Source organism: Colwellia marinimaniae, assembly GCF_002207865.1.
In the GTDB taxonomy this organism is placed as follows: domain Bacteria; phylum Pseudomonadota; class Gammaproteobacteria; order Enterobacterales; family Alteromonadaceae; genus Colwellia; species Colwellia marinimaniae.
Genome location: NZ_BDQM01000278.1, coordinates 1 through 271 on the forward strand (window position 1 = coordinate 1; position 271 = coordinate 271).

The window sequence follows — 271 nt, forward strand, 5'->3', positions numbered from 1 at the left end:
CCGCAAACCTTGCCTCGCACGGCGATTTATCACCCGTACCAGGCCAATGCCCGCCTGAGTCACTGGCAGGCAGACTGGAACGCCGAATGGCCGGTAGCGGCGGTGCTGTTCTACCGTTCGCACTTGCAGGCGGCCAATACTGGTTTTATTGATGTTTTCTGCCAGCGCTTGCAGGCGGCGGGTCTTAACCCCGCTGCCGATGGCGGTGGCCAGTTTGAAAGAGCCCGGCTGCCTGGCGGTGGTCGAGGATCTGCTGGATGAGGTTCAGGCG

At 62.0% G+C, this 271-nt stretch carries 1 protein-coding gene; it reads left to right on the forward strand.

Translation table 11 applies throughout. The features are described from left to right. Window positions 1-261 (forward strand): cobaltochelatase subunit CobN (locus MTCD1_RS19275; protein WP_200818676.1); only part of this gene is annotated, 261 nt, incomplete at its 5' end. Between the last annotated feature and the right edge of the window lie 10 nt (window positions 262-271).